We start from the raw sequence: 25,865 nt of genomic DNA, 5'->3' as shown, positions 1-25,865 counted from the left end.
CGGTAGCAATTCGGGCTGTGAAGTTGACCCGGTTTCGTGGACAGGTTGAGGCTTACGCGACAACCCCTTCCTGTGGCTGAGCCTTTCGCTCCTGGATCCAACGCTCCTCGTACTCGTAGGGCGAGAGGTAACCAAGTGCCGAGTGACGCCGCCGCCGGTTGTAGAACCCTTCGACGTACTCGAAGATCGCCATGCGCAGTTGATCCCGTGTGGCCCAGGCTTGGCGGTCGAGGAGCTCCCGTTGCAGGGTCGCGTAGAAACTCTCCGCCATCGCGTTGTCCAGCGCATCGCCCACGGAACCCATTGATCCGGCGATGCCCAGGACCTCCAAGCGGCGGGTGAATGCCAGCGAGGTGTATTGCACGCCATGGTCCGAGTGGTGGATCAGACCGGGCCCCGGCCGGCGACGCCGTACCGCCATGGTGACGGCGTCGACCACCAACTCCGCCACGGGCCGGTCCCCATGGCCCAGCCCACCACGGCGCGGGAGAAGGCATCCACCACCGTGGCCAGGTACAGCCAGCCTTCCTCCGTGCGATGCTGCGTGAGGTCCGCCACCCACACCCGGTTGGGGGCATCGGGCACAAACTGCCGACCCAGCCGATCAGGGTAGACGGGGCGGCGGGGATCCCGGAGTGTGATCCCCCGGGTCCGGCGCCGGTGCACGCCGGCCAGCCCCATAGCCCGCATCAGCCGGGCGACCCGCTTCCGACCACAGCGGACCCCATGCGTCAACCGCAGCTCTGCATGGATGCGGGGCGCGCCATACGTGCCCCGGCTGCCAGCATGGATGAGCCGGATCCGCTGGCTCAAATCCGCGTCCTCCTGGGACCGTCTGGAGGCACCCCGTTGCCGCCATGCGTAATAGCCACTCGTCGAGACGCCCAGGACACGGCACAGCGTGGCCACCGGATGGTGGGCCTTCTCCTGCTCGATGAACCGAAACACGGTCACCGGTTCCGTCGGCTCTCCTGGGCAAAAAAGGCTGCGGCTTTTTTAGGATTTCACGCTCCTCCCGCAGGATCCGGTTCTCCCGCCGCAGCCGGTTGAGTTCCTCCCGTTCGGCGGTCGTCAACCCGGGGCGCTGCCCCGCGTCGATCCCGGCTTGCCGAACCCACTTCCGCAGGCTGGCCTCCGAGACGCCGAGGTCGGCGGCAATCTGCTGGAGCTTCTTCCCACTCTCCCGGACGAGGCGGACGGCTTCGGCCCGGAACTCGGGAGGATACGGCGGCTTGGTAGCCGGCATGGGGATCACCCTTTCCGGGGCTTACGCCCCAAGTATCGGGGTGTCCACTAAACCGGGGCAAGTCCACTGCCTCGCTTGGCGAGCTTGCCCGCACGAAAACGTCCAAGGTTTGCGATTCGTCGTCCGATGCAATACGAACTCGTCGTCCATATTCCTCCGGAGACCAATCCAAATTCAACTCTGATAACACGGCGTCCATGACCCTGCGACTAGACAGAATTTGCTGGTATGCAGGAACCAGGTTGCGATACAATTGCAAGGTCTGTAAATCTGTTACAGCCCTGTTTGGAGCCAAGACTATCAATCGAGCACGGGCCTCGTATTCAGGTGTCACCGTTACTACATGAACGGCAGCCAGACCAATGGCCACAATGATCATGAGGGCTACGGTTCGCCAGCGACGAACGACCGGCTCGGTTAGCTCCCACAGCGAGATTTCGTCGTTAGGAGTCGAACGAGCCAAAGACAACGACATCACCTCTTTCCACAACCGAAACGCCCACCAGTAACATTTTACCCCCGTTTTTACCAAGGTGCGCAGCCGCACCTTGGCTCCCGTTCCAGGTTTACATCACGCGCCACACTGACTCATCCTTCCACATCCCAGATATATGGTCTAATCATTTTATCGTTGGAATCTCCACCAATATCGACTTGAACCCAAAAGTTCTGCTCCACCCCACTTACAAAGCCCCGCATAGAAACCTAGACCCCAACTCACATGTAGTGTGACATACACTAACGGTAACCCAGGCAAGTAACGCCAACCCCGCTTGTACGCAGCCGCAACAGACGCGATTACAGAAGTCGCAAGGTACGCAGCGGGAAATAGAATAGACATTAGAGGTATAACCGGCGCCACGAAGCCAGAAATGATTAACATCGCTACGAGTGCTGGTGGTGCAACTTGACGCCAACGCAACGAGCCAGGATGAGCCACTAATGTCTTCGCCCTCCAAAATCCGTAACGAAAGTACTGTTGAGCTACGGCCTTAATTGTCGGGCGAACCCAATACCAGCAGCGAATATTCGGCGATAGTAAGATCTTTCCACCGGCCTTTCGCAGTCGGTAATTCAGTTCGTAGTCCTCGTTAACCATCCAGTCCTCCTTAAATCCACCCAACTGTTCAAGTGTACTCTTTTTCCAGGCACCAGGAAACACTGTATCCACCCAACGTTCGCACTGTGAAAACCGGTAATAGGCATTTCCAACACCAAACGGAGTCGTAACCGCAATCGCAATTGTCTCACCCCAATAGCCTTCACCAACGGCACGCATGACACCACCGACATTGGAGGCCTCACTATGCTGGAGCAACCTCACGCATTGACTAATATAGCGGCGGTCGTATGTCGAATGGGCATCCATACGAATGATAATATCACCGCGCGCGTACATCAGCCCAATATTTAACGCCGATGCAACGAACCGCTTTGGGTTGTCCAATATCCGAATGAAAGAATATCGCATTGCATACTCCTGCACAATCTCACGAGAGCGATCACTACTGTTGCCATCAATGACCAAGATCTCCATTCTATCCTTTGGGTAATCATTCGCCAGGACTGAGTCCAAACACCGCGAAATATACCGCTCCTCATTAAACACTGGCATAATGACAGACACAAATGGTAGCCCGTTTCCAGGCATACAACTTCCCCCGCTACTGTGACAGCAAGAAGTTCCATTACACATCATCATTCCCTGTCGCAATTCGTTGCGAGCGAAAGAATTATACCGGCGATGATCCAATAGAATGGATTGTACACAAGAGAAAAGGCAAAGAACATTCCCAGCATAATAAACCAAGCATGAACCCACGGAATAGCTAATGCATACGATGCCACTCGAATCGCATCAACCGTCACCACCAATGTGAGCGCTGCCCAAATCGCAAAACCCACCACACCCGTTTCAATTATAAGGTCCAGATACGAGTTGTGGCTGTACATCCCACCGAGGGCCACCTGAACCCCCCGGCTACCAATGCCAAACAGCACGTTATCAGGCAAATACGCTAGGAGCCTCTCCCAAACGATCCACCGTGGTGCCTCAAAGATTAGTTGATATCGTCTTCTTATCACATCCCAAACAGAGATGTCCGCAAACCGAGCCAACAGGCTGCCGCTAATGCAAATCACAATCAGACTTGAAAGAATCGCGGAAAAATAAGGCCTGAGCCCCCCTCGACCCGATACCTTCCAGGTGCAGAAAAACAGAAATATGGTACTGATAACAAATACCAATATAAACGTTCTCGACATAGCAAAGACAATGGAAAGCCCCATAAAAAGACTTCCAACCCACTTTTCCGGGGACTGTCTCAACGTCAAGCCCGCCAAGAGTAAGGGGGCCATCCACAGGGAATAGAAATTCGGATCCCGCGCGAGACCTATGAGGCGAATTACGCCCCCCTGATCAACGAGATAACCTATCTGCGGCTCTGGGCGCCACAGGCTAGGTGTCGCAAGTATGACGGTTCTATGCACCATGGCGTTTCCGAAGAGTATCAAGGCAACCGCCGCTATTACAAAACCGACGCGAAAAACGACCCGATTAAGCTGCAGCAGTGCCTCGTGTGACATTAGCGTAGCAACGACCAAAAAGATGCCCACGTTGCGAAGCTGTTGAAGAAAGAGCGTGAAACCACGATCCGGCATGGGCGATCGCAAGGCTTCTATGCCAATCCAAATTGTAAAGAGAGTAGCGAAAAATAGGCCAACGAGCACATGCGCATTTAACCGTACATATCGGACACGAGCTAGACAAAATAACCATAAAAGCAATATAACGAAGAACGAAAGATCCCATGGAGCGATATTGAATCCATATAAGCGCAACACCCCGACACCATATACGTGAAGGGCAGCAAAGACAAGCGCTGCGGCAAGTACCACCATCCGATTCCCGATCTGACGTCGCGGCGAAACCCTATCGACTTGCACAGTCAATACCATAACCTCCCGAAGTTCCTTCGCATGTAGTCCACTGCGTGGGGCGGAAGTACTTCACGCTTCAACCCCTTCAATGTTTTGATTCCGTCCATTATTCCTTTAACGACAGGCGCAACACGACCGAGTTTCACTGCGTCGAGAGCGTATTTACCGGTCCATAGAAATAGGTAACTAGGAATATAGATGACGGGAAGATATCGAAAAGCAAGATAGAAGCGGTTCCGGATATGATAATACAGCTCCGCGTCCCTTCCGTGGTGCCCAGAATTAGGTGCAAGAACGGACGGTTCTGGTTCATGATGCACCACGACTCGCGGCTCATAATAGATGCGATAGCCGACACTAATCGCCCGGTACGACAAGTCTAATTCTTCTTCTCCAAATACCAATGCATCGCAATACCTACCGCAGCGCTCAAAAACCTCGCGAAGTATAACATGACATCCTCCTAGGTAGTAGGCAACGTAACGAGGTTCTTCGATCAACCGTGGATTCTTCCACCGTGCGAAGCGCGGAATAGGTACTAGCGCATCTGTGACGCCGCCCTGATGATCAACTATCTTGCATGCAACGATGCCTACGCGTGTATCCCTGGCAAAGACGTCAACAAGCCACGAAATGGCAGTGCTCGTCTCAAAATACGCATCATCATCGATGAAGCAAAGAACGTCTCCCAAGGCTTTCGCAACCAGCCTATTGCGCCCCTTCGCCACGCCACAAGGGAACTCGGACCGAATCAATCGGACTCCGGAATATGCCCGAACCACGGCACTGTAGGCATGTATATCGTCAGATGCATCATCAAGGACAATGACTTCCATGTCATCGTATGTCTGCCTCATTATGCTGTCAAGACAACGGCGCAAAACATGCGGGCGGTTCCGTGATCCTATGAGCACAGACACTTTCATTGCATCATATCCACTCCGTCCCTACTGTTGGTAGGAAGTAATAGCACGACGCGCACACTGAGTAGGAATGATTCAAGCTAGGTCGCTGCTCATCAGTCGCTGACTCTCATTGTCCTACCTCATGGATACCTCGTCATGTACAAGAGCCCCTTTGAAATAGATGTTTACAGTCGCATGAGACTTACAGTACGGTTCCTCACCCGTCCATTACGCTCCTGTGCCTCCCCAGTTGCGTCGGACGCCCTTACACCGCACTCTAAGCAACAGGTCCTATTAATGATGCGCCCATTCATCCGCATGCTTTGCGGCTGCCAGTCAGATACGGCCTAGATTTCAAACGAAACACACTCGACAAAGCGCCGAATCAACCATTCCAAAGCATAGGACCTTTTACCGAACATGCTATCAATGTCCCTTACCGCCCTACCGCATCGCCTGGCTGAAAGGGCTCACACTCAGATCCGCGGGCTGGTCACGGGGTGGAGTTCGGTACCTCAGGGCGCACACGCCACCTCCACACCCCCAGGGCACACCCAGCATCAACCCCAAGCCTCGGATCGTAGATGCCTTGCATGACTGGTACGCTCTATCTCCCACCTCGTAATATCAACGACAGCTCTCGCCCTGTGGAAGTCAAAAGCCGGGAGTGTACAATATGGTCCTCGCAAGAGCCCATCTATCAGCTCTAGAAGAAGCACAACGCCGCCTGCGCCTGCGACTGCACTCCCAGGCCAACCACACTTCTTCGCCACAAGACAGCGCAGCCCGCCCCAACTAGTTCAACAATGGCCAACAATTTACACTATTAGCCCAGGGATAATTCCCGTCTCGCCGCTTCTCAGGCCAGCTCGCCGCACCAATTTACGTACGGCTTCCTTGGGTAACAACTCCCCATGTTTAAGCACCTCCGGCCTACCATTCTCACGGTTGTCAACCATCGCGCGCTCACTATCTAGTTCCTCTACTTCCGGAGGAATCACAAAGAAACTACCAACCTCCACAAGCCGCTTCCTTTCATCTTCGGTGACGAGCTCCTCATCCCGCTTTTCGCCAGGACGTCTACCGATGATCTCAATCTGTATCTCCTTGGGTTGGTAACCGAATTTCGGGGCGAACTCCTCGATTATTACTTCGACCAAATCCATCACCCTCACGCGCGGCATCTTCAAGACGAAAATCTCACCCCCTCTCATCATCGCGGTCGCTGCAAACACAAGCTGCACAGCATCTTCGACTGCCATGACATATCGTGTCATGTGTGGGTCGGTGACAGTAACGGGGCCACCCCGTGCTATCTGGGAAACTACGATGTGAACAACAGAACCTCGCGAACCCAACACATTGCCGAATCGCACACACGAAAACCTTGTCTTCCGCTCTCCCCGATAGTTATTCGCCGCTATCATCAAGCGCTCGGCTAATAACTTCGTTGCACCCATTACGTTACTGGGATTCACGGCTTTATCGGTACTAACCAAAATCACCTTTTCCGCCTCGACTTCTAAGGCCACATCGATCACATTTTGAGTTCCCTGTATATTGGTTGCAACCGCCTCGAACGGATTAAATTCGCACGCCGGCACATGCTTCAGTGCTGCGCAATGGAAGACGACATCAATTCCTTCCATGGCTCTCCTTAGTCGCCGTATATCACGTACGTCTCCCAATAAGTAACGGACATTTTCGCCATTAACCGTTTGTGCCATGATGGCCTGCTTAGAGTCATCCCTGCTTAAAATTCGGACAACGGCGGCGCCAACGTTCAGTAGCTGCCTCACAATTTCACGCCCTATTGAACCCGTACCACCAGTCACCAATACACGTTTTCCCTTAAGCAAGGATCCGTTCTCCCCCCAACGTCGGTTCACCAAGGCCTCCAAAGGCTATTTCCGATCTTTACTAGGCTACCACTCAAACTGCCTTTGCCGAGGAATATCACATAACTCTAATCCCGCCAAAATGCGGGCAATCCGAATACCTGTCTGCCCATCACCGTAGGGGTTGCGACTCCTCTCGACCACCTTTCTAAACTGGGAAGATACGGCATGGATAATGGCTTGCCTCAAGTTCTCCCGGTTTACATTCGGGACATCAATGACATTAGCACCTCGAATCCGGCCAAGCTGCCGGCTCCCCACGTGGACAAATGGAAGTCCGAGTGTTGGCGCTTCAATAATCCCGGCACTTGTATTACCAACCATAACGTCAGCCGCTCGCATTAGGAGTAAAAACCGAGACCGTTCAATATGGCTAACAATTTTCATCCCCGGCCAAGCATACTGCTCGACGGTTTGTCGAAGACAGCTATACCCAGGATCCGCGTTTGGCAACAGCGTAATCGTGTAGGCACCTAGGTCACGTAAGGTAACGAGAATATCTCGTAAATGCGCCGTCCCTACATTCGTCTCCGTGGTCGTCGGATGATACGCGACAACCGCCACTATAGACTCCGACTTCAACTCCAACATCCGCCTGGCAGCATCCTTACTCACACTCCCGGCTACTTCTTGCGCCTCGTCAACGCCAGGAGCTCCTACTACAAATATGTACTGCCCAGGTGCCCCTAGCCGACGCACGACAGCAGCTGCCTCTTCCGTAGCCACGAAATGTAAATGCGCAAACTGTGTAATAGCGTGCCTGATCGGCTCGTCGATGGAATGTGTGCGGTCGCCACCATTCACGTGAGCAATAACCATATTCTGTGCAGACGCAGCCAGCGCAGCTGCCAGCATCTCTCCTCGGTCACCCAGCAAGATGACTAGATCTGGCTGCAGCCGCTCCAACTCCCGTCCAATCGCTATGGTTGTAAGACCGACTGAGGCCGCATAAGCAAATCCAGAATCACTCTCTACAAGTGTGGGAATGGCCGCAACAACATCAAAACCATCAGACCGGATTAGATCGACTGTCTTCCCGTGATAGGGCGACAAATGCATGCCAACTGCAACCACGGATACCTGCCAGCCCGGCTGTGCGGCCAGCGCACGAAGAGTAGTCCGCATCAACCCATAATCTGCGCGCGTACCTGATACGTACACCGCCCTCGGCACTACCAAGCATGCCCCCTGTCTGGCTCTACATTTGGTGCAACATCATCGAGGGTAATCGGATCATCTTTACGTAAGTCGTGGACAAGCCGCCTTCCGACAAGAAATCTCTCGGCTTCCATGGGACTTATTCCCCTGGCCGGACGCTTGAAGCTTATGTCCGTTGCACCAAGCACAGACCCAGCCGACAAATCGCGAGCCGCCACTGCCCCCCTACGGCCCAACAACCGAAGTTCCTTCTCGCTCGGAGCAATCGTTTTGTAACCCGTTCCCCTAGCCACCTCAGCTTCACGAATGTAGCGCACCATGGCAGCAAATTCGTCAGGCTCAAGAGAGGCGGCATGATCCGGCCCCACCAAAGACCGATCGAGCGTTAAGTGCTTCTCAATTACAGCGGCGCCCGCCATAACAGCCATAGCAGGGACCGCCACGGAAGTAGTATGATCCGAATACCCAACCACACGCCCGAACGCCCGTCTTAGCGTTTCTATCGCCCTCAAGTTAGCGTCTTGCACAGGTGCCGGATAACTACTCACGCAATGAAGAAGTATAACGTCGCACGTGCTCAATCCATCGAGTGCCGCTTCAATCTCGCCAAGTGTAGCCATGCCTGTGGATAATATCACCGGTAATCCAGTCCGAGCGGCAGCCTCAACCAATGGGCGAAAGGTTAAGTCACCTGACGAAATTTTGATCGCTGGCACGCCGATTTTGACCAAAAACCCTATACTTTCTATATCGAATGGAGTCGAAAGAAAATCAACGCCCTTCGCGCGCGCATATGCCGCAAGTCGCTCGAATGCATCTCGCCCCAAAGAAAGCCCCCTAATGACATCGCGTTGCGATGTTCGACCGGTACGATTCCTTTGGTAACTAGGCGCTCGAGCGTTCTCGACAACCAACGTATCCGGATCAAACGTTTGAAACTTCACAGCGTCTGCACCGGCATTCACTGCAGCATCAATCAACTCTTTTGCCAACTCTTCCCTTCCATTATGATTGACCCCTATTTCAGCGATCACATAAACCCTTTCCTCCTCACCCACTACCCTATCACCAATCCGAACCGCTAACTGCATGTTTGACCTCCCTAATCGCACCTATTGCTCTTCATCTTTATCTTCAACATATACTCGGCCAATCGCAGGTCTTCCTCATTATCGATATCAACGGATTCTTCCCAAGCCATGAAAAAGGGTACGATACGTTGCCCCAACAGCCGGCGCTGTGCCACGAGGGTAGGCTGGGTGATATAAATCGCACCGTTTAACCGAAACACCGGGGGTAAGTCTTGTCGTCGAAACACTTGCCTACTCAAAATTGGGCGCAAGAAGCCTGACGTGTCCACCCTAAACATCCAGAATGGAGACTCTTTGGCGGCACAGACACTCGCAAGGCTATCGCCATCCATCTCAAAAAGCTGACTAAACGCAGCGTCGATATGCTTATGGCTACGAAGGGGCGATGTGGGCTGCAGCACTATAACCCAGTCAGGCACCCGCGGGCCGTTGCGAAACCCCGGATACAATACCTCCAGTGCGTGACTAATGACGTCGATCATCGGTGTTTCATCAGCCGCCAACCGTTCCGGACGAAGAAACGGGACTTCCGCACCCAGCTGTTGCGCCAGAGCGGCTATCTCCTCTGAATCTGTAGACACGACCGTCCGAGTGATTGTCCTACTTTCCAGAGCCGCCTCAATGCTATACCCAAGTAACGGTTTCCCCAGCAGCTCCCGCAAGTTCTTGCGCGGCAACCCCTTCGAGCCGCCTCGCGCAGGAATTACGGCAAGTACCTCCATTGCCCTTTCCTTGTTAGCCATGTTTAGCCCACCACTGCCTCTACAGCTGTGGTTAACGCCTCAACGACGTATTCAACGTCCTCCGCACTCATGTTGTTATGGAATGGAAGCGCAATAGTTCGTTGCGCAACCGACTCCGTTACCGGGAGATCACCGCCATCAATGCCTAATTCACGAATATAGGGTTGCTTATGGATGGGCTCAAAGTACCCGCGTGTCTGTACGCCTTGCGCAGCCATACATTTCATGAGCTTGTTCCGATCAATATCAGCGGTCAATGTGATGACATATACAAACCAACTCATACGAACATGCGAACGTATTACCGGAGGCCGAACAAACGGTAGTCGGACAATACGCTCAGTATATAAGTCCGCTACACGCTGCCTCTTTTCTAGGAATGACTCGATTCTACGTAACTGTGATCTTCCGAGCGCAGCCGACATCTCGTCCATCCTGTAATTATATCCCAGGTGCCGATGAAACAACCAAGAGCCGTCTTCCGACCTGCCTTGATTCCTCAAACTACGACACACGCGAGCAATCCTATCGTCGTTCGTGACAATCATACCGCCCTCACCGGTAGTAATCTGCTTATTCGGATAGAACGCGAAAGTAGCAGCACTACCAAACTGCCCCACCTTTCGTCCACGATACTCCGCACCAAGAGCTTCGCAGGCGTCGTCAATTACAAGTAAGCCATAACGATCCGCAAGGGTTAATATTTCGTCCCACTCAACTGGATGACCAAATACATCTACAGCCAAGATGGCTCGTGTTCGCGAAGTGATCCTTCTCTTGACGTCTTGCGGGTCAAGGTTGTAAGTATCCTCTTCGATATCAGCAAATACCGGCTTCGCGCCAACGTATAAAATTGCATTAACGCTAGCTGCAAAGGTGAAAGAGGGGACAATCACCTCGTCACCCGGGCCTATACCTAACGCTCTCGCGACAAGGTGAAGCGCCGCCGTTCCAGAACTAACGGCAATCGCATGCCGAACACCGACGTATTCAGCAATTTCACTTTCGAACGCTTCTGCCGCTGGCCCCAGTGCAAGCCTACCTGACCTAAGAACTTCAACAACCGCGGCAATATCTTGCTCGTCAATCTCGGGAGCGGACATCGAAACTACTTTCATCAACCGCACACGCTCCTTCGAGGCTTAGCCGGCACACCGAATGCAACCTGCCCGTCAGGTATGTCCCTAGTGACCACACTTCCCGCGCCCACGATTGCCCACGCACCTACGCGAATGCCTGGCAAAACAGCACTGCCGACTCCGATCAGTGTACCCGATCCAACAAACACGGAACCAGCCAAATGCGCTCCGGGACCAATGTGGACATAATCACCAACCTCGGAGTCATGGTCAACAGTTGCGCCCGTGTTGACAATGACGTGCGAGCCCACACGTACGTCGGGCTGAACCACTGCACCCGCTAACACTACTGTTCCACACCCGAGCGATACGCTTGAATCAACATAGGCCCGTGGATGCACCACCGTTAACCAATCTAAGTCCAATCGCTCGGCAATGGACCGCCTCCCAACATTATCGCCGATAGCTATAACAGCACGTCTATATCCACTAATTTCATCTATTGCACCAACCACTGGTACACCCATTATGCTTCTGCCCCATCTTTCGCGCGCATCGTCGTAAATACAGCAGACCCTATAACCAGCCTCAAACAGTGTAGCGACAACAACCTTGGCATGACCACCGCCCCCAATAACTATCACTTCATCCACACTTCTATCCCTCCAGCGTGTCGACACGGCTACGATCTTCTGTCCCTTTTCCTCCATAACGCTAGGGGCACTGAAACCAACACAACTCCATCATCTAAGCAATGAACTAAACGGCCTTATACCTAACCCCTCAAATGTTCGGAGCAAACCTTCGTCTTCATAAACCCACGTATCAGTTCGAAACACAGCAACATTAGGCAATAACCACCGAGCCGTCAACAGACCGGTCGACCAATCGCCGAACACGTACCTCAGTCTTTTTGGTCGCAAGGCATAAACCCACTCAATAGGTAGCTCTTGCGAAATCACCACGACGCGGTCGTTCAAGTTTTCCAAGAGGGAATTCAAGTATTGGTGTGGTTCCCGAGGATGATATTTCACCCCTAGCACCAAGCGCTCTCGCTGCGCCCAAAGGAGAACGTTAGACACAGCTTCTACCAACCAGCGCCCTTTCGCAACGGTTTGAGAATGAGGAAGCAACATAATAGCATCAATATTGTCAACTTCAATCGCCTTACCATCCCTCAGTAAAGACGCATTAACCTCGCACCGATCAATGTTAATCCTTGATATTAGCGAACTGTCGATCTTCTTTACAGGGACGCGATGCAACTCTGGTCGCAAAGCATGAGGGTATATGGCTCGCACCTCATCGATTGCCCGTGATGTACCGTGTACACGTACATCTTCCCACCATGCGCGACAAAACAATGACGCTAGCCAGGACACAATCTTACTGCGAGCAGGGAGCACAAGGGACGAATATACTGCGGCACCGTCTTCTATGTACACACAATTGGCGCCCCAAGCCGTTTTTGCGAAGTGAATCAAGGCCTGTCCTTCCGGCCTTATGTCATTGGCGATGAACACACGCTCTATTTGCACAGAACGTACAAGCTCCCTTATTGATCGCACGTTGCGCAACACACGCAAACGGCGAGCATACTTACTCTCTATACCAAACATCCCATTATAGATCATTACTCGTTCGAAAGCTCTGTAGTCTGAGCGCTGCATGATCTTTAAGTACGCATCCACATTCGAGAAATCAGCAACCACGATAAGCCAGTTGCGGGAGCGCCTGCACTCAGTCATTGCTATGCCATAGGACAGAAGAAGATGGTATGGGGTCATCGATAGAAACACGTTATGCACTTTATTACCGACCATTTCTCCCTCGCCTCAAGCCCTCTTTTTGCTGTCTATCATGTTTATGTGATTTGTAGGGTAGCGTCTATACTACTGCCCACTAGAACGGCCAGTCCATAGCACCATGGAGCAACAACCTAGGGAATTGATCTTCATGCTACCGTCCGAAACCCCATAACTAGGAACGGTCACCGGTCCAAATTGTACTTGGGGTGAACGCCCCAGCGTTTAGCAAAGTATGCAGCCGTACGCCCGAGAGACCGGCCTAGGGCCTGCGGAAAAAGCATTACAGGAATCGTCCAGAGGAGAACCATTAGATCCAACATAATTCCCCAACGGGCAATGTACAATAAGTCATATGTCAGTTTAGAGTCTGGATCAAGATCATATGGTCCGAACACCTGCGCTAACCCAGTAATTCCGGGTTTCAACGCTTCACGAGCCCGAAACAACGGATTGCGCGCTGCAAACTCTGTGACCATCTCGGGCCGTTCTGGACGCGGCCCGACCAGACTCATGTCGCCCCGTAAGACATTGAACAGCTGGGGGAGTTCGTCAAGACGAGTCGCCCGCAACCACTTTCCGATTCGTGTCACTCGTGGATCGTTGACACTGGCCCACACGGGGCCCGTATATTTTTCTGCGTCCGGCACCATAGTCCGAAACTTAATTAGTTCAAAGATCCTGCCGTCTCGGCCTACGCGACGCTGGCGGTAGAACACCGGCCCCCGATCCTCCAACCAGATCAGGAGCGGGACGATCAGGAGGACCGGAAAGAACATAAGTGCGAGCAATAGCGCACCAGCCAGGTCCAGCGCCCGCTTCACGGCCCGGAGTTCAATGGGTAACGCCAACCGATAGACGGTCATTAGCGGTATGTCCCTCACCTGGGTCAAGCGCCCGGACGCAAGCAAGATCTCGTAGGTATTCGGTACAACAAACAAGTCCACCTGATTCCGCAAAGCCCAGGCTACAATGCGTTCCCGGTACTCGATCGGGACATCGGGGGCCAGAATAACCCGGTCCGTCGCCGGTGGTGCCTCTAGGAAGACACCTGGCGTTAGCGCATGCCGAATCGAGATGTATCCCGTTAGCCGGGCACGCCACCCCTTCGGGTCGGACGAAACGAGGGCAACCTGGTGCTGGTAGAATGCTTGTCTGGCACTGCGGGCGAATGGAATGCGCCAGAGACACAACAAGACGGCGCCGAGAACACCCGCGATTACCGCCGCCGCTCTGGATACCCCACGAGAAGGAATATATAGATAGAGGGCAGCCATGGTGAGAAGGACCGACCACAGGGCCGCCGTAACAATATCGCGAACCAGTTCCATAAAGGGACGGTGCAGGTCGCGGTAACCCCTATAGAGGGCGAGGAGAACAATTGTAGAGACTGCAGCAATGGCCGCGGCGAAACCGTCGGATGAGAGCGGCCCGCGGTCCAGAAGGGCTTGCAGCCCCTCCTCGTCGCCGGCCAACAAGTGACCCCCCAACTGCGCCGCTACAGTAACAAGTAGGTCAACCGCAAGGAGGAGCACCCGGCGCGACCGCTGGCCGAAGACCCGACTCCATGTGACGGGCTCGTTGCGAGTAAAAGCCCCGAGTTCTGGTACAACCGAACCCTGGACGGGCGAGTGGGGCCGATTAAGTAATCCCATCGCTCCGATTGTGTTTGGCCGTTCCCCGTCCTCCCCGGTGATACGCATGATACGCTCTCCCCCAACTTATCCCCAAATGGTATGAAGGGCAACGGGCTACTTGGGGTCCCAGAGATCTTACGAAAGTGCGTTCCATAAGCGGTCCTGATGATACAAGCAAATCAGCGTATGCGAATCGCGACGGCTCAATGAGGTAAGCCTATGCAAAACGCGTGGTTCCGCCCCTGGGGAAACCCCGGACACAACTAGAATAGTTCTTACGTCACCCAGGGGCAATGCTTCCCAGGCCCTAGGCTGAACAGTATGGGTACCGAGAGGAAACGGCGGTTGGCGAGCCAAGGAATTGGTAGCCAGCCCACATCCCGGAGGTGACTCGCCACCGCCTGTGGACAAGGGTAGCGGCGCGTGTGCCTGGAATGTGGACCGGGTGTATGTTTAGCAGACCAGACGGTTATGCGGGCCGGCCGCGCAAGCAAACGCGATGCCCGCGATAATGGTGCCCTACGGTCCGGCTACGACCTCTCCCGCACATGGCGGCCGAAGCTGCACACCTGGTGCGACCGCTGACCCGTGTTCCTGTAGGTGCGGCCGCGGCGGTTCCACTGTGACGGCTGGAAGGTCTTCACGGAGCGCCGACCAGGGGAATTCGCCCCTGGGCGTGCCGGCCGGAGCGAGCCGAAGCTCAGCTGCTGGAGGGGGTGGCGCAACGCAGCTTCCGGGGAGCTGCGGAAGCGAGGGAGACCAGCCCGAACACCTTGCAGCGGCTCCTGCTGCGGCGGTGAGGGAACGAGTGGACGTGGAAGAGGCCCTTCAGAGCCTCCCCTGGTGTTGGGGATCGACGAAAACAGTTTCCAGGGACGGGGCATGATGATCACCGTCAACTCCGTGGCCCCCGAGCGGCGCCCTTGGCACTGCTGGCCCATGATCGCGTGCGACTCCTGGAGACATTCTTGCGCGAGCTTCCGGCGTCCGTCCGCGCAAAAATTCGGGCGGTCTGTATCGACCTTAAGGAAGGCTGGCGGCCGCGGTGGAGCGTGTCCTACCCGGCGTCCTAGTCGTGGCCTACCCCTTCTACGTGATCCAGGATGTCAACCGACGGGTCGATGCCGCCCACCGCGTGGAACAGGAGGTGACCGGCTAGCGCCCCCCCGGTGGCCGCTGGCGAATAACGAGGAGGACCTGGCCGCGCATAGGCGGCCCAACTGGCGGTCATTCGCAAGCAGCACCCAAGAACGTGGCCCACTTCCACTGGGTCAAAGAGCAACTGCGCGACGTCTACGGCGCGTTTAGCCGGGAGGAGACTGCCACCCTCCTTGATCTGGTGCCTCAACTCCCCGGAGGCCAGCGACGCAGCGCACCTAGAGCCTGTTTCCCGTGCACCCTTTTGTACAATTCGTGCGAATTGACTGTTCCCCTCCTGTATGCGATCCACGATGCAAGGCGGACGCTCCTCCATGTCTCTCATTCCGGCGGTCCCCCCGCTTGTGGCTCCCCGCCGCCGTCCGGGACATTCGGTAACGATCCGGATTCTCGGGAACTTCCGGCAGCCACGATCGGCTTGAGCATCTCTTTATACACGCGCAGCAACCGCTGTTCCATCATTCGCCATGAGAAATACTGGTCGTAGACACGGCTCACCCGCTCGGCGAAAGCACGTCCCTCTTCCCGCGTCCACCCTGCGGCGTCCTCCAATGCGGCCTCCAGGCGGATCGTGTCCCCGTAGGGCACCACATACCCTAGGCGCCATGCTTTGACCAGCCGGTCGACTCCGGTGCCCTCCGCCACCACGACCGGCTTGCCCAGCCGCATCGCCTCGAACAGCTTGTTGGGGCTGGAGTAACGGTGGTTCAGAAGCGACGGGTCGTAGGTCACGACCACCACGTCGGCACGGGCGTAGATCTCCATGTAGCGGATGTGCGGCACGCGCCCCTGAATCCGGACGTTGGGCAGAGTCGCCGCCGCATCCCGGATCAGCTCTTCCTCCGCGCCAAACCCGCCCAGGTCCAGCACCCACTCTGGGTGCCGACCGATGACCTCTAGGAGTTCCAGCAAGCCCCGGTCGGCCTGTAGCAAGCCAATGTAGGCCACCCGCAGCCCCCGCCGGGACGGCAGCCCGCGGATGACGTCGTCCGGGTCCCAGTCCGGGGTGTTGTAGACGATCTCCAGCCGCCGCGGGCGGGCCTTCCCGAGCTGGGGCAGGCGGCTCTCATCCGCCAGGATGACCGCGTCTACCTTTTCAAGGAGCCAGCGGTCCAGGCGGGCCACCCCGCGGCGCAGGATCGCGGGTAACCCGCGGACCGTTTCCGCATACCAGTCGAAGATGTCGTAGACTACCCTCTTACCGTATACAAACTTCAGAATGACAGAGGGTGTCAACGTATCGAAATCGCAGGCGTGGATAATGGCGTACCGGTTCCGGTGGCGCAGCAGCCACCCCAGTAGCTGCCACTGCCAGTGAAGGAAGGCGGGCAGTTTGCGCAGCCCGGTCCCGTAGGGGCTCCGGCGGAGGCGGGGTCGCTTCCGTCCTCGGCTCTGCCCCGGGCCGTGGCCGGTTCGCCGTCTTGGCCCGTACTCGTTCCCGGCCCTACGGGCACCTATCCCCGCCCGCAGCCGGATGATCCGGCCGAAGGTTGCCCCCTCCCACTCGTCAAAGGCGCCCTCCCTGTCCCACGCCACCACCGTCACCCGGAACCCCGCCCGGGCCAGGGTGCGGGCTACCCGCGCCACCCGGGGGTCCGGGGCCACTGGATTGGACCTTAGGATCACCAATCCATTCGGGCGGGGAGCCGGCGTACGGATCACGGCCCGGGCAGCAAGGCCCACCACCCCGCCCAGCAAGTGGTACGCCAGGCACACTGCAGCGTCGCCCCGGGCTCCTTGACGAAACCGCCCGCGGCGAAGAGGGCACAGGCCCCGTAGACCCAGCCGGGTCCATCAGGCAACACAGGCTGGATGCCGGGGTGCAGGCGCCTCGCAGCGGCCACCGTCAGGCGGGCGCCGGGTCTGAAGCCTGGGGAAGCCCTTCCTTCGTTCCGGTCGCTCTCAGAGGGCCGAACTACGTCGGGCATGCCGCAAGCCCGGCGCCCGTCCCGGTGCTGCCGCGGTGGCTCGTCGGGGAGACCACCTCTCCTGGCCCCGCGCCGCCAGAGCCACCGGTCGCCACCGGCCGCCAGAAGCCCCGCCAAGACCCCCGCCGCGGGCAACGGCCAGGGCCCGAAGTTCAGATAGACCTCCTGGGGCAGGGTCACGTTGAAACCGAAGCGGGTCTCCCAGTAGAAGTGCTTCCACCGGTACTCGTTGAGGAGGTCGGCGGCCGTCCGCCAGCGGGTAGCCTGCCGGGCGGGAGGAGTCAGGAACCGGGCCGGGATGGCGGCCAGGGTCGACCCGTGACGGAACTCGTGTTCTTCCGCGTAGCCCTGGGCCAGGCCCCAGACGTCGGCGTGGTCGAAGGTGGCGCCCCTGAGGAGGGGACCTATACCCGAAATAGGATCCTCACCATGGTCCGGAACTTCAGGATGGTGAAGGGACGGCCGTGGAGGCCCAGGCGCGTCTGGCGGTAGAGGACGGGGCCTCGGTCGTCCAGCCAGATCAGCAGGGGGATCAGGGCGAAGGCCCAGGCGAAGAGGACCAGCAGCGCCAGGCTCCCCACCACATCCAGGATGCGTTTCACGAGGCGCGCGGCGGGAGGCGGCGCCAGGGGGCCCACCCGGAGCAGGGGCATGTCGTCCAGCTGGCCCCAGCGGGCGCCGGCCAGGAGCACCTCGTAGGGGTCGGGGATCAGGTCCACGGCCATGCCGTTGCCCATCGCCCAAAGCAGGACGTGGCGGCGGACGGCCGGAGAGACGTGGCGGCCGATGAGGACCCGGGGAACGCGGGTGGAGGTCCGGGGAGCCGGCAGGCGGTGATCAGGCGATCGGGAGATGGCTGGCGGGGGGTCCGGTGGCGGGGAGTCGGGTGGCGGGGAGCTTAGCAGAGGGTTGCCGGGCCCCTTGGGTCGGCCCCCCTGGGGTTGCACGCTTTGTGTGTGGGCCCCGTCGACGGAGGGCTGGCCTCGGCCGGGGTTGAGCCTGGACACGGAGCCCAGGGGTTCATGGCCGCCGGGTTCCGCGGGTTTGTAGGCCCAAGGGTTCGCGGGTTCGCAGCCCCCGGGTTCGGTGCAACCCAGACCATCGGTGCGACCCGATCCATTTGGGTTGAAGGGTTCGGGCTGCCGATGCACCTCTTCCTCGTGGGCCGTCACGACGTCCCGATACAGCCGAAGAAGGCGCCGCTCCATCCGTGGCCAGCCCCAGCGACGGCGGTACAGCCGCGGGGCGCGGCGCGTGAAGGCCCGGCGCCGCGCCGGGGTCCACCCCGCCACCTCGGTCAGGGCGGCCTCCAGCGCCTCGACGTTCCCGTAGGGCACCACCCACCCCAGCCGGTGGCGCCGGACGCGGCGGTCGATGCCCGTCCCCCGGGCCACGATCACCGGCTTCCCCAGGGCCATGGCCTCGAAGACCTTGCTGGGGCTGGCGTAGCGGTGGTTGGGGATGGCGGGATCGTAGAGGGCGGGGATCACGTCGGCCCGGGCGTAAAGCTCCCGGCAGGCGGCATGGGAGACCCGCCCGTGAAACCGCACGTTGGGTAGGCCCTCCGCCGCCCGGCGGAGGGCCGGTTCTTCCGGACCGAAGCCGGCCAGGTCGAGGTGCCATTCGGGGTGGCGGGCCATGACGGCCAGCAGTTCCTGCAGGCCCCGGCCGGGCTGGAGGGTGCCCACGTAGGCAAGGCGCAGGGCGGGCCTTCCCGCGGCAGCCAGGTGCGGAATGGGCCTTGTCCTCGGTTCCCGACCCTCGGTCCAATCCCGGCACCCCGTCCCTGCCTGGCCCGTGGCCCTGGCGCTTCGCCCTCGCCCTGCCGCGGGGCCCGTCCGGCCCTTTCGCGCTCGCTCTCCCCCGGCCGCTCCCCCTCCGGCTTCTTCCCCTGGTGGGCTCCGTGGGACGGTGCCCTGGCCGTGGATGGCGTGGTCCCCTGCCTCTTCCCCTCCGGCTGCTCCTGGCGCTCCGGCTGCCCATCGCGCTCCCGCTTCGCCTGGTGCTCCCCCTCCCAGTCCGGGCTGTTGTAGATCACCGCCAGGCGGCGGGGGCGGGCGGCGCCCAGCTGGGGCAGGCGGCGTTCGTCCGCAAGGATCACGGCGTCGGCCCGGGTGAGCAGGAGCCGGTCCAGGGCGGCCAGGAGGCGGCGGGCGGGGCCGGGCAGGCCGGCCACGGTGTCGGCATACCAGTCGAAGATGTCGTAGATCACGGCCTGGGGGCCGGCGGGGCGGCCGGGCGAACCGTGGGCGTCGGGCACACCCCCAGGTTCCCGGGAGGGCCGGCGCCGGTTTCGCGGCAGGGGCACATCACCAGGCCCGTCGGAAAACCGGCGCTGGCCCCGGACCAGGGGCACACCGCCAGGCCCGCCGGAGGGTCGGCACCGGTCTCGGGGCAGGGGCATCCGCAGCGGCCACCGCCGCCGAGACGAGACGGCCTTGACCAACAGGGCCGGGATCAGGGTGTCGAAGTCGCAGGCGTGGATCACGTCGATGGCGCGGCGGTGGCGGAAGAGCCAGCCCAGGAGGCGGACCTGCCAGCCCAGCCAGGCGGGAAGGTGGCGCAGGCCGCGGCCGTAGACGGACCGGTTCCACCCCACCACCTGGACCTGATAGCCCGCCCGGGCCAGAGTGCGGGCTACCCGCTCCACCCGGGGGTCGGGGGCCACGGGATTGGAACGGCAGATCACCACCCCCACGGGCAGGTGCAGGCGACGGCTCGCCGCAGGGGGGGCCGGCTGGCGGGCCTGCTCCGGAGCCCCCATCCGGGCTGGGGTCACCGGCGGGTGGGCGGACAGCGCAACTGGCATCCGGGTCGCGGCGGGCCGGAGGGGCGTCGGTGGAGCCCCCGTCCCGATGGGGGCCGTGGCACCGGCCGGATCGACCGTCACGGAGCGGACCACGAGGCGGGGCCCGGAAGCGGCAGTCCGGCGGCCGGGACCGGCGATACGGCGGCCGGCATCAGCGATCCGGTCGCCGGCACCCGCCCCATCGCCGGGCCCCCCACCGCCAGGATCCCGGCCAGGATCCCGATCGAAGACTCCTTCGACGAGCCGGGCGACAAGACGGGCAACAAGCCGGGAACCGGCCTCGACGGCGGCCCCCACCAGTAGGTAGGCCGCGATCCACTGCAGGGTGGCGGCGGGTTCCTTGGTGAAGGCCGCGGCGGCCAGCACCGCGCAGGCGCCGTAGATCTGGAAGGGCGAGGGCAGCGATTCGCCCCGCCGGGCCGCTTGGCCGTCCTTCCGCCCGGACGGGGCAGGCTGGCTCGCTGGGGTACCGGCGGGAGGGCCGTTTCGGCCCGAGGCGGAGCGCGGGCCCGTGGCGGAATGGGGTTCTGGAGGCTTGAACGTCACCGGGGGAGGCGTCACCGGCTGCGGGAACGGACGCCGCTGCCACAGGGTGATGAGCCGGTCCCCCGCGGCGGCCAGCAGTCCGGCCAGGGCGCCCGCCGCGGGCAGCGCCGCTTGCCCGAAGTTCAGATAGACCTCCTGGGCCAGGGAGACGTTGAAGCCGAAGCGGGTCTGCCAGTAGAACTGGCGCCAGCGGTAGGTGTTGAGCAGGTCGGCCGCCGTCAGCAGGCAGCGCTCGCCGCGGGCGGCAGGGGTGAGGATGCGGGCCGGGATGGCGGCCAGCGTCCAACCGCCCAGGTAGCCGTGCTGGGCGGTGAAGCCCTGGGCCAGCACCCAGACGTCGGGCCCATCGAAGTTGGGGCTGCGGGCGAAGAAGTGAAGGGACGGGCGGGCGAGTTCGAGAGCGGGATGCGGGTTGGGGTACGACGGGGATTGCGAAGCAGCGGCCGGGGCACGCCCCCACTGGGATAGGGCGGAGGCTGGGGGCGCCATCCAGGGCTGGGCACAAGCGGGCACTGTCGTCCTAGGGACTGCAGCGTCACCTGCGGCTGGGGCCGGGCCGGGAACCCCACCGGGCGCCCGGCCGGACTGGGTTCGGCTCGGGGATCCGTCGGGGCGGGCTGGGGCGGCCGCTGCCGGACGCCCCCCTTCCACCACGTCCACCACCACCCCCGCCACCATCCCCGCCGCCGTCGTCGCCAGGGGCCGGGCGCCGGCGAGGACGACTAGCAGCCCGGCGACCAGGACGGCCAGGTGGCGGAAGGTCCAGGGGCGGAGGCGCTCGTCCACGAAGGCCGTGGTCAGCAGGGCGGTCAAGAGGTAGCCGCGCTGGTACAGGAGCAGAAGCAGGGTCACCGCCCATAGGCTCCCTCCCACCAGGGCCGCCGCGGCCGCCGTCCCCCAGGGGAAACCGTTCCCGTGACCGTCACCGCCACCGTCACCGCTACCATCACCCCCACCGTCACCGTCACCGCCACGATGCCCGTGAGCTTCCAGGTTCGCGTCGCCGTCACAGCGGTTAAGGTCTGACTCACCTCCCGGGGCAGGGCCGAGGCAAGGGTCGACCGAGCATACCGCCCCATGAGGCCTTCCCCCGCCTCCCCCTTCCCGGTTCCTCGTCTTTGCTCGCCTCCTCCCCTCTCCCGGGGCGGATCGACGGGCCCGGGAGAGCTGCCAGCCCCGGTCCCGTTGGCCACCCCGACCGGACCGGCCGATCCAGCCTCCGGTACCTCGAGCAGCGCCCGCCCGCGCCAGGGGCAAGCTGGCGGCCAGCGGGATCACGGCCAGGGGGAATAGGATCTTCCCATAGGGGACGGCGGCGGTCAGGGTGGTCCCGGCCCGGTGACCAGGGAGCCAGGCGCCACCGGAGAGGACGTGCATGGCGACGACGGCCGCCGTACCGAGCAACAGGGACACAAGCCAAGCGATTGCCAGCGACCGTGAGGCGGGAGCCACTGGGGCGGCCGGCCGTGTATCCTGGGTTACACTCCCCCGGCCTTCCCGACGTCGCGGTGTCTGGTCCGTCCCGCGTTGCGCCAGCACCCTGGCGGCCGGCCCATAAGCGGCCACCAGGGCGGCGGCAAAGGCCAGTTGCATGGCCAGGCCGCGGTTGTAGGCCGCCCAGGCGGCCGGTTCGACCGGCGTTGGGGGCAGGAAGGACACCGGGGCGCCGCCGGGGATGAGCACGGCGGGGGTGCCGTAGAGCAGGTAGCGGCCGGTCAGCAGGTTGAGCAGCGGGCGGACGCCGTAGGCCACCGCCTCAAGTCCTAAGAACACGTGAAAGCCGGTGAACAGCGGGCGGCGGGTGCGCCAGAAGGCGAAGGCAACTAGGGCGAGGTGCGCCAGGGCCAGGACAGCCGTGGCGCCGGGTCTCGTGAGGTAACCGTCCACCCCGCGTCCTCCTTCCGTTGACCTCTGGGCGGCCGGTGGCGGCCGTGGAATCCGTCCCCCGGATGAGCCGTGCGGGAAAGGCCGGACTTGGCTGGGACGGGTCCCAGGATGTCCCGCTTACCGGGATATTCTGGAGATCGGGAATTGTCGGGGTGGCATACAGGTGGATACTTGTGCCAAGTTTTGCCGGTCACGTGGGCGGGCTTTCGGGTTGGTCCTCGGGAAACCGGCCGTGGGGGCGCCCATATTGGGGAGCCGGCTCCGGAAGCCGCACGCGGGGCTCGGCACTGGGGTGTGGGACGGGGCGGCCGGCACCGGGAAACCTGCACCAGGGAACCTGCGCTGAAGGTCCCGGCCGGATGAGAGCCTTCATCGCGCATCTTTACGCCCAGGCAAATCTTGGTGTATGCTGCGGTGTGACGCTAACCCGTTCGATGCGGGGGCGGTTTGGCAAGGGAAAGGGGCCAGGCCATGCCCCAGAGGATTGAGGTTCCGGTTCACCCAGCGACTTTGCGCTGGGCCGTACAGCGGGCCCAGGTTGGACCGGAGGGTTTGGCGCGGGCGGCCGGTGTGGCGCCGGCCCGGGCCTTGGCGTGGCTGGAGGGCCGGGCCCGCCCTACGTACAGGCAGGCGCGGCAGATTGCCCAGCGGCTTGACGTCTCCCTTGGGCAGTTGCTCCTGCCACCGCCCGAGCGTGTCACCTTGCCCGTGGCCGATCTGCGCCGCGGGCGGCTGCCCATGGACGAGCCAAGCCCCGCGTTGCTGAACGTCCTCTATGACGCCCTGCGGAAGCAGGACTGGTGGCGTGAGGTACACCGGGGAAGGCGCTTGGGGTTCGTCGGTAGCTTCAACTGGCGGCAGGCCCGACCCATCGACGTGGCGGAGGCCATCCGCAAGGTCATTCCGGTCCAGCAAGAGCAACGCCAGGCTCGCGATTGGAGCGACTTCTTGCGCCGGCTCGCGACCGCTACGGAAAAGGCCGGCATTCTGGTCTTGCGCCGTGGCATCCTCGGTTACAACACCCACCGCCCCCTCGACCCGGAGGAGTTCGCAGGATTCGCTTTGGCCGATCCGGAAGCACCGCTGATCTTCATCAACACGCGGGATTACGTCGCGCGACGCAACTTCACCTTTGCCCATGAATTGGTACACATATGGCTCGGCCAGAGCGGCGTGGACGACAACTTGGAGCTGGAAACGCCCATTGACCTTGAGACATTCTGCGACCGTGCTGCAGCAGAGCTGCTGGTCCCGGAAGAGACCTTCCGGCATGTCTGGGCAAGTACGCCCGCGGATCCATACGACGTTGCCCAACACTGCAGCCGGTTCTTCTGGGTCAGTCTCTGGGTCGTGTCGCGGCGGGCGTTGGACCTTGGCCTCATTGCTCGGGATGAATATCGGGACTTAATGGAACGTTACGAAACCACGCTCCTTCAGCGGAGAAATGAGCACCGCGGTGGCAACCCCTATCGCAACATCGAGGTATATAATAGCCCCACGTTCACGAGCGCAGTCATTGATGCCACCCTCCGGGGTGACCTGGGATACGGTGAGGCTGCGTCCCTATTGGGACTTAAGATCTCTACCTTCGTCGCTTACTTGGAGCGTCGGATATAAATGGCATACCTTGTGGATGCCAATGTGATGATTACACCGTTCGCAACGCCATCGTTGCATACGCTTCGATTGGTGATGGGCCATTCGTCGACAGATGCCGTTGCAGATTGGCTCAAGCAATGGTTCTTGACTGCCTTCACAAACGGGCACCTGGTGGGTTCGCGCGAGCTCATTAGTGAGGTCCAAAAACGGAAGGATATCGCCAGTCAGTTCGCAAGAACATTAGCAGACAATGAATTGATTCGCCTTCTTGATCCATTGCCGGAAACATTTAATTATCTTGCGCAAATCGAGAAATTTGTTAGGGCACATTTCCGTCAGCATCAGGTGGACGAATTTAGCCGCGGATACGATGGATGGTACATTGCCCTTGCAAAGACGTACGGCATCCCTCTTGTTACATTCGAAGGATTTTCTCTACCTCAGTTTCATCAAGGTCTCGGTAAAATCGACGGCAAGGTTCGCATTCCGTTTATTGCTTGGGTATTTGAAGTAAAGTGTGTTTCCTTTTACCAAGTCCTCAGTCGTCATGGAACTTTAGAGTCTACTGCTTAGTTCTTCAGCGGGCATTATGCGGATCGCTTGAGGCTAGTCCCTCTGGGCTCTGCTCAGCCGGTCGAGCCGCAGCCGGTGAAACCCGTCCAGGAGCGACCGGTAGGCATACGCTACGGCCCCCAGGGTGCCGAGGGCCGTGGCGGCGGCGATCATGAACATGATCACGATCTGGTAGCGGACGGCGTCGGCGGGGTCGGCGCCGGCCAGGATCTGGCCCGTCATCATGCCGGGCAGGCTGACGAGCCCCACCACCGCCATGCTGTTGAGGGTAGGCACCATGCCCGTCCGCACCGCATCCCGGATCACGTCCCGGCAGGCTTCCCAGCGCGTGGCACCCAAGGCCAGCAGACCTTCCACCTGATCGCGGCGGCGGGCCAGCCCTTCCAGGAACCGGTCGAGGCCCAGGGACACGCCGTTGAGGGCGTTCCCCAGCACCATGCCCAGCAGGGGAATCACGTACTGGGGCTCATACCACGGCCGCGGCCGTACGATGGCGGCCACCGCCAGACCGGTCACCAGGAAGGACGACACCAGCACCGACACGGTGCTCCCGGCATAGATCCCTCGGAACCGGCCGCTCACCCGCCCCACCGCCGCGTGCCCGGCCAAGGCGACCATGACCAGGCCCAGCAGGAGCACCCACAGCGGGTGCCGCAGCCCGAAGATGAACTTCAGCAGGTAGCCGATGAGCAGCAGCTGCACCACGGTCCGGACCGACGCCACCATAAGCCGTCGCTCCAGGCCGAGCCCCAGGGCGAGGGACAGCGCGCCGTTGATCAGGATCAGCCCCGCCGCCAGGGCCACCTCGCCGTAGCCCAGCTGCACGTAACCTGCGTCCACCGCTGGTCCTCCCTTGATGGTCC

General features: G+C 60.1%; 16 protein-coding genes and 2 pseudogenes. 2 read left to right on the top strand and 16 right to left on the bottom strand.

Translation table 11 applies throughout. The features are described from left to right. Positions 1 to 52: 52 nt before the first annotated feature. The 15 genes and pseudogenes from DYI95_RS03480 to DYI95_RS12960 all read right to left on the bottom strand — a co-directional run bounded on the left by DYI95_RS03480 (position 53) and on the right by DYI95_RS12960 (position 19,228). Positions 53 to 1,246, bottom strand: a pseudogene (locus DYI95_RS03480) (IS3 family transposase). Between the two features lie 187 nt (positions 1,247 to 1,433). After that, a pseudogene (locus tag DYI95_RS13215) lies at positions 1,434 to 1,721 on the bottom strand (Wzz/FepE/Etk N-terminal domain-containing protein); the annotation flags it as partial. Between the two features lie 150 nt (positions 1,722 to 1,871). After that, the gene (locus DYI95_RS03470; RefSeq protein ID WP_243149925.1) at positions 1,872 to 2,861 is read right to left on the bottom strand and encodes a glycosyltransferase family 2 protein; all 990 of its coding nucleotides are present in this window, start codon (positions 2,859 to 2,861) and stop codon (positions 1,872 to 1,874) included. Between the two features lie 83 nt (positions 2,862 to 2,944). Continuing rightward, a complete protein-coding gene (locus tag DYI95_RS03465; protein ID WP_371731898.1) occupies positions 2,945 to 4,192 on the bottom strand; it encodes an O-antigen ligase family protein in 1,248 nt (415 codons plus the stop codon). A 2-nt stretch (positions 4,193 to 4,194) separates the two neighbouring features. Continuing rightward, entirely contained in the window at positions 4,195 to 5,112 is a 918-nt protein-coding gene (locus DYI95_RS03460; RefSeq protein WP_116900802.1) for a glycosyltransferase family 2 protein, read from the bottom strand. A 797-nt stretch (positions 5,113 to 5,909) separates the two neighbouring features. After that, positions 5,910 to 6,950, bottom strand: a complete 1,041-nt coding sequence (locus DYI95_RS03455) for an SDR family NAD(P)-dependent oxidoreductase (RefSeq protein ID WP_116900803.1) — start codon at positions 6,948 to 6,950, stop codon at positions 5,910 to 5,912. A gap of 66 nt (positions 6,951 to 7,016) precedes the next feature. Beyond that, entirely contained in the window at positions 7,017 to 8,150 is a 1,134-nt protein-coding gene (gene neuC / locus DYI95_RS03450) for a UDP-N-acetylglucosamine 2-epimerase (RefSeq protein WP_256366268.1), read from the bottom strand. Between the two features lie 11 nt (positions 8,151 to 8,161). Continuing rightward, positions 8,162 to 9,238 carry an N-acetylneuraminate synthase family protein gene (locus tag DYI95_RS03445; RefSeq protein ID WP_116900805.1) on the bottom strand — a complete coding sequence of 359 codons (1,077 nt, stop codon included), beginning with the start codon at positions 9,236 to 9,238 and terminating at the stop codon, positions 8,162 to 8,164. A gap of 11 nt (positions 9,239 to 9,249) precedes the next feature. Next, positions 9,250 to 9,981: a cytidylyltransferase domain-containing protein gene (locus tag DYI95_RS03440; protein ID WP_203530695.1), complete on the bottom strand. Its 732-nt coding sequence runs from the start codon at positions 9,979 to 9,981 to the stop codon at positions 9,250 to 9,252. A 2-nt stretch (positions 9,982 to 9,983) separates the two neighbouring features. Beyond that, positions 9,984 to 11,099 carry a DegT/DnrJ/EryC1/StrS aminotransferase family protein gene (locus DYI95_RS03435; protein ID WP_116900876.1) on the bottom strand — a complete coding sequence of 372 codons (1,116 nt, stop codon included), beginning with the start codon at positions 11,097 to 11,099 and terminating at the stop codon, positions 9,984 to 9,986. Then, entirely contained in the window at positions 11,099 to 11,770 is a 672-nt protein-coding gene (locus DYI95_RS13210; RefSeq protein WP_116900806.1) for an acetyltransferase, read from the bottom strand. The genes DYI95_RS03435 and DYI95_RS13210 overlap by 1 nt, the downstream gene beginning before the upstream one ends. 33 nt (positions 11,771 to 11,803) lie before the next feature. After that, the gene (locus DYI95_RS13205; protein WP_371731887.1) at positions 11,804 to 12,883 is read right to left on the bottom strand and encodes a polysialyltransferase family glycosyltransferase; all 1,080 of its coding nucleotides are present in this window, start codon (positions 12,881 to 12,883) and stop codon (positions 11,804 to 11,806) included. 167 nt (positions 12,884 to 13,050) lie between these two features. Beyond that, entirely contained in the window at positions 13,051 to 14,340 is a 1,290-nt protein-coding gene (locus DYI95_RS03425; protein WP_158556054.1) for a sugar transferase, read from the bottom strand. A 1,641-nt stretch (positions 14,341 to 15,981) separates the two neighbouring features. After that, a complete protein-coding gene (locus DYI95_RS03420) occupies positions 15,982 to 17,265 on the bottom strand; it encodes a glycosyltransferase family 4 protein (RefSeq protein ID WP_158556055.1) in 1,284 nt (427 codons plus the stop codon). Between the two features lie 727 nt (positions 17,266 to 17,992). Next, positions 17,993 to 19,228, bottom strand: coding sequence for a glycosyltransferase (locus DYI95_RS12960; protein WP_305849872.1), 1,236 nt, complete (start codon positions 19,226 to 19,228; stop codon positions 17,993 to 17,995). A 4,154-nt stretch (positions 19,229 to 23,382) separates the two neighbouring features. On the opposite strand from DYI95_RS12960, the gene DYI95_RS03400 reads away from it, so the two are divergent. Then, positions 23,383 to 24,447: an ImmA/IrrE family metallo-endopeptidase gene (locus tag DYI95_RS03400; RefSeq protein ID WP_147308115.1), complete on the top strand. Its 1,065-nt coding sequence runs from the start codon at positions 23,383 to 23,385 to the stop codon at positions 24,445 to 24,447. Next, entirely contained in the window at positions 24,448 to 25,002 is a 555-nt protein-coding gene (locus tag DYI95_RS03395) for a DUF4411 family protein (protein ID WP_116900810.1), read from the top strand. 33 nt (positions 25,003 to 25,035) lie between these two features. Here the strand turns inward: DYI95_RS03395 and fetB are convergent, their stop codons facing one another. Further along, positions 25,036 to 25,842 (bottom strand): iron export ABC transporter permease subunit FetB, encoded by an 807-nt coding sequence (fetB, locus tag DYI95_RS03390; protein WP_116900811.1) that lies wholly within the window; start codon positions 25,840 to 25,842, stop codon positions 25,036 to 25,038. Between the last annotated feature and the right edge of the window lie 23 nt (positions 25,843 to 25,865).

The organism is Thermaerobacter sp. PB12/4term (genome assembly GCF_003403315.2).
Taxonomy (GTDB): Bacteria; Bacillota; Sulfobacillia; order Thermaerobacterales; family Thermaerobacteraceae; genus Thermaerobacter.
The sequence above is the reverse complement of the archived record's forward strand: the minus strand, read 5'-3'. Positions and strand labels throughout refer to the sequence as shown.